This is a genomic window from Deinococcus cellulosilyticus NBRC 106333 = KACC 11606 (assembly GCF_007990775.1).
GTDB classification, from domain to species: Bacteria; Deinococcota; Deinococci; order Deinococcales; family Deinococcaceae; genus Deinococcus_C; species Deinococcus_C cellulosilyticus.
In genome coordinates this window covers 25,576-31,767 of record NZ_BJXB01000041.1, presented here as the reverse complement: position 1 = coordinate 31,767, position 6,192 = coordinate 25,576, and the positions used below count along the sequence as shown (strand labels likewise).

Here is a 6,192-nt window from a genome sequence, read left to right as displayed (position 1 = left end):
CCTTTGAACTTCGCATTGATCACCAGAGCAATGATCAGGCCGAGGATGGTTTCCAGCACCACTGAAACCACAGTAAACTTCACTGTGTACCATACGGCGCTCCACCATTTGGGGTCCTGCAAGAGCCCCAGAGAAACCCCTGTTTGAGGATCGGTGTACCAGTAGTTGCCCAGACCGATCCATTTTGCATCTGCAGGGTTGGAAATGTTCGAATCTGTGAAACTGAAATAAAATGTTTTGTACAGCGGATAGCCTGCCACCAGAACGATGGCGATCAGGGCTGGAACCAGAAACCAGATGGCGGTTCTGGCTCGAGCAGCTTGCACGCCCTGCCGGGGTGTGCTCTTGGTTTTGGCTGCGGTGTTCGTCATGCTCACCCTCCTGAGATCACTGAAAATCGAGAGACGGCTGAATGCGAAGCAGAGCGGACTGTACTGTTTTGTCTTCAGTTTACCAGTACAGCGTATTTTCTTCACCTCTGCAAGGGAAAGAGGCTTCTCAGGGTTTCGAAACCAGATGCTCCATTGACAGTTTCTGGGGAAACAGGCCTTCAGGACAGTAGGAAATCCTGTCGAATTGACCCAGGATTTCCATACAAAGGGAAAACCCCTGGTCACTTCTCACAGAAGGAGAGCGTTCGACAGGGGGCAGAACAGGGCTGTGCAGCACTGTCTCCTTTGGGTTGCAAATTGATTGTGGGTTTCTTGAACTGTATGGTTCAAGAGGCACCATAAAAAACGGCATAAAAATAAAGATCCTCATGATAAATCTATCCCTCCTTTCATTGTCATGGCCGCATGATCGCCGATGGGAAATGGCATAAATGAAGAACCTCGAAGTCTCATGAGAAAATTAAACATCTCCATGTAAAGACAACATTTTCCTTACAACCTTAATGCTTGAACGAAACTGTGCCGAAACTGAAGAATGCATAGTATTCTGGAAAGTGCAATGTTACAGGAGTTCGTGAAAACCAGCAGCAAGTACAAGGTGGGCGACGTGGTGATTGTCTATCCCAGCCTTTCCAATCCTCAGCCTTTCTTCCGCAAAGACACCATTGCCCAGATCAGTGAGCAGGGCTTCACCACCTGGTCTGGTCTGTCTTTCACCCAGAAATGTGTCAGCAATGATGGAAAACTGAAATTTGCCCGCTGGCAGAAGCACCACCAGGCTTATGTCAACAACCCCAGTTATGGCCTTGGGGTTCGGCGCATGATGAGCATGTTCACCATCTTCAGCGTGTCCTTTCTGACGCTTGCGACCATCTCCAAGTTCACCCAGCTTTTTGTGAATCCGCCTTTCTGAAACAGGGGGCTCAGGGACCATTGCATGCTGTATTGCCGAACGAACGGCCACCAACCCACTGAACATGACACCGGACCAAAAGGTCCGGTATTTTTTCATGGTCCTGGACTGACATTGCAGAGGTATGTTGGGTCCAGAGGTGATCTGGTGCTGAGGTTGATGCCATGAAAGGGGTCCTGAAACGCCATCCTGAGGGGTGGGTGCTGCAACTGCCTGAGGAAGCAGGCAGAGCTCTGGGACATTCAAGAGTTGTGCATGTTGAATTCCAGAAAGACGGCCTGTGGATTCGTCCGGTGCGTGAAGCTGTGGAGGAACTCGAACCAGAGGGGCACACCAGAGGTCTGGATCAGGATTGATCCCTGACTGCTGATCTCTTCGATCATTTTTTTGATCCAGACTTGCCTTCAGAAGGTGTATCCTGATCTTCATGAAAAGGCGTGAATTGCGATCAGCTAGTCAATTGGTCTCCCACACAATTGATAGCATTTGTATACTATGAGCGTGGCAACCCTTCTTCACAACAGCGTGCAGGCCAGAACCCTGTGGTCCGAACTTCAGCACGCCGCACAGCAACTCTCTGAATCCGAAAAGGTGCTTGGAAGGTTGCTGAAATCTGTATTTCTGACCAGTGAAAACCTGGCAGAAGGCCTCAGTGTCTTGCTTTCAGGAAAACTCAGCACGGAAGAGGTGTGTGCTGAGGACCTCCGGGCCGAATTTGTGCAGGTGCTTTCAGATCCCGAGGTGCTCGGGGGTGTGGTTGCCGATCTGCAAGCCATCCGTGAGCGCGACCCTGCAGTGAAAGACCTGCTGACGCCATTTCTGTTCTTCAAAGGGTTCCACGCCCTTCAGACGCACCGCATTGCCCACCGACTCTGGACCACAGGCAGGCAGGCCTTTGCACTTTTCCTGCAGAGCCAGATGTCACTGCGTTTTGCAGTGGACATTCACCCTGCAGCACACCTGGGTCAGGGCATCCTGATGGACCACGCCACCGGGGTGGTCATTGGTGAAACGGCAGTCGTGGACGACAATGTTTCGATGCTCCATGGGGTCACACTTGGGGGAACAGGCAAACAGTGCTGTGACCGCCACCCGAAAATCCGTTCAGGCGTGCTGATCGGGGCAGGAGCCACGGTGCTGGGCAACATCGAAATTGGCAAGGACGCCAAGGTTGCTGCTGGCAGTGTGGTGCTCAAACCCGTCCATGCCCACACCACCGTGGCGGGAGTGCCTGCCAAGGTGATGGCCCGCAACGTCAAATTCACCCCTGCGCTCGAAATGAACCACGAGTTCGACATCCACATCTGAATCCCTCAGGTTCTTGCAGATCAACCCAAATCCGGCTCAAGTGTCCCACCAAGGAGGATCAAGTGAACATTTACGAAGACAATTCCCAGACCATCGGGCACACCCCCCTGGTGCGCCTCAAGCGCATCGGCAACGGAAACATCTATGCCAAGCTCGAGTCACGCAACCCTGCCGGAAGCGTGAAGTGCCGCATTGGCGCAAACATGATCTGGGATGCTGAAGAGCGCGGGGTGCTCAAGCCTGGCATGACCCTGGTCGAACCCACCAGTGGCAACACCGGCATTGGGCTGGCCTTTGTGGCGGCTGCCCGTGGCTACCCGATCATCCTGACCATGCCTGCCAGCATGAGTCTGGAACGCCGCAAGGTCCTCAAGGCCCTGGGGGCTGAACTGGTGCTCACCGAGCCCGCCAAGGGCATGAAGGGTGCCATCGCAAAAGCCCAGGAAATTGTGGACAGCGATCCCTCCAGATACCTCCTGCTCCAGCAGTTCGAGAACCCTGCCAACCCTGCCATCCACGAAAAAACCACCGGTCCAGAAATCTGGGAAGACACCGAAGGCAAAATTGATGTCTTTGTGGGCGGTGTGGGCACCGGAGGCACCATCACCGGGGTGAGCCGTTACATCAAGAAAACCCAGGGCAAGGCCATCACCACGGTGGCTGTGGAGCCCGTCAACAGTCCGGTGATCACCCAGACCCTGAACGGGGAAGACCCCAAACCCAGCCCCCACAAGATTCAGGGCATTGGTGCAGGCTTCATCCCCAAGAACCTGGACCTCAGCCTGGTGGACCGTGTGGAAACCGTCACCGACCAGGAAGCCATCGATACGGCCCGTCGCCTGATGCAGCAAGAAGGCATCATGGGTGGCATTTCCTGCGGTGCTGCGGTTGCTGCTGCGGTGCGTGTCTCCGAGCAGCCTGAATTCAAAGACAAGATGATCGTGGTGGTGCTTCCCGATTCCGGCGAACGTTACCTTTCCAGCATCCTCTTTGAAGGCATCTTCAGCGAGCAGGAACTGGTTCAATAAACCCCCAGAGATGAATGACAGCACCTTTTCGGAGGTGCTGTTTTGTTTTGGGGCGACTCAAGAGAAAAGCAGTACACTGGCAGGCAGAGCCCACGGAGGAAGCATGAAAAAACCAGTTCCGGTTCTGGCTGCGGCCCTGCTTTTGACCCTGACAGGCTGCCAGTCCCCAGTTCAGACCCTGCCTCCAGAGGTGCATTATGAACAGCATGTTTTTCGCCCACAGGATTTTCAGAACGGGCAGGTGACCCTGACCCTGAAGAACCTCACCCCTGATGAAGGTGTGGCAGTGATTCCCGTCAATGCAGAACAGCCTGCCCTGCAGGATGGGTTCACCTATCAGTTGCTGGTGGATGGGGTTGCTGTTCCTGAGCAGCAACAGGTGTCACAAAGGCAGCAGCTCAGCTTTTCAGATCCGTCGGAAACACTGCGGGACCATCCAGGGGTCCTGCAGCATCAACAGGCTGTCTTGCAAAAGGCCATGCAAAAAGGCTGGAAAACCATCCTGAATGTCCCCATCCGCAAACAGGAGGTCAACTGCACCAGACCAGCTCCCGGTGCTCTGTGCCCTTACTGGATCTATGGGGTAAAAGGACAGGTTCAGGTGATGACAGAGATGCGGCTGGTTTCTGCGAATGCCTACTGGTTCGTGGACCGGAGGGACAATGCAGACCTGAGTGATGCCGAACTTGCTGCTTTTGCAAAGACCTTTGAAGAGAAACTGTACCCCACAGATGTGCGCTATTTTGGTGCCCCTGTGGACTTTGATGGGAACGGCAAAATCCGAATTGTCTTCTCCCGTGAGGTGGCACAGGGAGGGGCATATGGCTATGTGGACCCGATGGACTGGTTCCCCGATGAAATTGAGCACTCCAATGGAGGGGATGTCTTTTACGCTGCCACTCCATCTTCTTTCCTTCCCAGGACCAGCCGTGAAAGCATGCTGCAGTACGACCTGCCTTCCACGCTGGTTCATGAACTCAAACACCTGATCGCTCTGGGGAACCGTTTTGTGCAGGGGAAATTTCCAGAAGACAGCTGGCTGGAAGAGGCCAGTGCTGTTGCTGCAGAAGAACTTTCTGGTTATGGCACACAGAAAGGGAATTATGCTCGCAACAAGGCTGCATGGGGGCTGGCCTCTCCCCAGAATGTCCGGGTCGATCCTGGCGTTCTGGGCAACCGTGAGGCAGATCATTTCTATGGCTACAATTTTCTGTTTCTCTGGTGGCTGGCAGAGCAGAAAGGACATGACCATTTCTGGAAGAGGCTGACCCAGGGCTCTCTTACAGGCCAGCAGAACCTGTCTCAGGTGATGGGTCAGCCTTTTGCAGAACTGATGCTGGCCTGGGCCCAGGTCTTGATGTTCAGCAACACAGGGATCAGCACCCGCAAGAATTACCAGTCTCTGGACCTGCGCGAAGCGTTGCATGGCCAGGTCGGAACCAGCTGGACCCTGCTGGGATATCGTCCACTGCAATCCCAGAAAGACACTGCCCGTTCCATGGCCTATTATGTGGGGCGCGGTAAAAACCAGGATGCCACCATCACCCTGAAAACCCGCAATGAAGCCCCCTATCTGGTGGTGGTTCGATTCAAAGGCCAGTTGCCCTGGGGACCAGCCAATGCCCTGTCTGGATCACTCCAGCTTCCAGCAGGGGAGACTGCTTATGGCCTGACCCTGACCGCCTGCCTGTTACAGGAAGGCATCTGCAGCAAAGCATCTCCAAAACGCAAAGTTCCTGTGTACCAGAAAGGCCATGAAGCCACTTTCAGCCTGACCGGGTTGCTTTCAGGTGCCTACCATCTGGAAGCCTTCAGGGATGAGAATGCCAGCGGTCTTCAGGACACAGGCGACCTCTATGGGTGTGTCAAAGAGGCTGACACATGTGCACAGCTGATCCCTACCCGTGAGAATCTGGTCCTGAACCTGGAAATCCTGCCCTGACCCCATCCTGGAATAGAAAACACCCCAACATTGCGCTGGGGTGTTGATTTTGTGCTGGAGGGAGCTCAGGAGAGAACGGTGTCCTGAACCTGGATGGCCTGCACTTCCAGATGCAGTTTGACTTCCTTGCCCACCAGCACGCCGCCGAATTCCAGCGCCTGGTTCCAGGTGATGTTCCAGTCTTCCCGGTTGATGGTGGCGGTGGCTTCTGCAGCAATGCGGGTGTTGCCCCAGGGGTCCTTGCCGGTGGAGGTGGTTTCCGCTTTCAGGGTGACCTGGCGGGTGATGCCGTTGATGGTGAGGTCGCCCTTGATGCTGTACTGCTGCTCCCCGGTCTGCTCAACACTGGTGCTCTGGAAGACCAGTTGTCTGCTGCTGTCGGCGTTGAAGAAGTCGGCGCTTCTCAGGTGACCGTCACGCTGGGCATCGCGGGTGTCCACGCTGTCTGCATCAATGGTGACCTGAACGTTTACGGGGCGGTACTGGTCATCGGTTTCGATGGTGCCCTGAAAGCTCTTGAAGCTTCCACGCACGGTGGAGATCATCATGTGTTTGACGGCAAATCCAATCTGGCTGTGGCTGGGGTCAATGTTCCATTTCATAGCTGCC

7 protein-coding genes are annotated in these 6,192 nt (G+C 54.6%); 5 read left to right on the top strand and 2 right to left on the bottom strand.

Annotated elements, in window-relative coordinates:
* Positions 1 to 371, bottom strand: a 371-nt coding sequence (locus DC3_RS26335; protein ID WP_146890832.1) for an ABC transporter permease, incomplete at its 3' end; no start/stop codon positions are given.
* 580 nt (positions 372 to 951) lie between these two features.
* Here DC3_RS26335 and DC3_RS26330 point away from each other — a divergent pair.
* From DC3_RS26330 to DC3_RS26310, 5 genes are all read left to right on the top strand, one after another.
* Positions 952 to 1,305: a hypothetical protein gene (locus DC3_RS26330; protein ID WP_146890829.1), complete on the top strand. Its 354-nt coding sequence runs from the start codon at positions 952 to 954 to the stop codon at positions 1,303 to 1,305.
* Between the two features lie 164 nt (positions 1,306 to 1,469).
* Positions 1,470 to 1,661 (top strand): hypothetical protein, encoded by a 192-nt coding sequence (locus DC3_RS26325; RefSeq protein ID WP_146890826.1) that lies wholly within the window; start codon positions 1,470 to 1,472, stop codon positions 1,659 to 1,661.
* 145 nt (positions 1,662 to 1,806) lie between these two features.
* Positions 1,807 to 2,613 carry a serine O-acetyltransferase gene (gene cysE, locus DC3_RS26320; protein WP_222594837.1) on the top strand — a complete coding sequence of 269 codons (807 nt, stop codon included), beginning with the start codon at positions 1,807 to 1,809 and terminating at the stop codon, positions 2,611 to 2,613.
* Between the two features lie 62 nt (positions 2,614 to 2,675).
* On the top strand, positions 2,676 to 3,641 hold the full coding sequence (gene cysK / locus DC3_RS26315; RefSeq protein ID WP_146890820.1) for a cysteine synthase A: 966 nt from the start codon (positions 2,676 to 2,678) through the stop codon (positions 3,639 to 3,641).
* 103 nt (positions 3,642 to 3,744) lie between these two features.
* A complete protein-coding gene (locus DC3_RS26310) occupies positions 3,745 to 5,583 on the top strand; it encodes a hypothetical protein (protein WP_146890817.1) in 1,839 nt (612 codons plus the stop codon).
* A gap of 65 nt (positions 5,584 to 5,648) precedes the next feature.
* Here the strand turns inward: DC3_RS26310 and DC3_RS26305 are convergent, their stop codons facing one another.
* Positions 5,649 to 6,185 (bottom strand): YceI family protein, encoded by a 537-nt coding sequence (locus DC3_RS26305; RefSeq protein WP_146890814.1) that lies wholly within the window; start codon positions 6,183 to 6,185, stop codon positions 5,649 to 5,651.
* Positions 6,186 to 6,192: the final 7 nt, after the last annotated feature.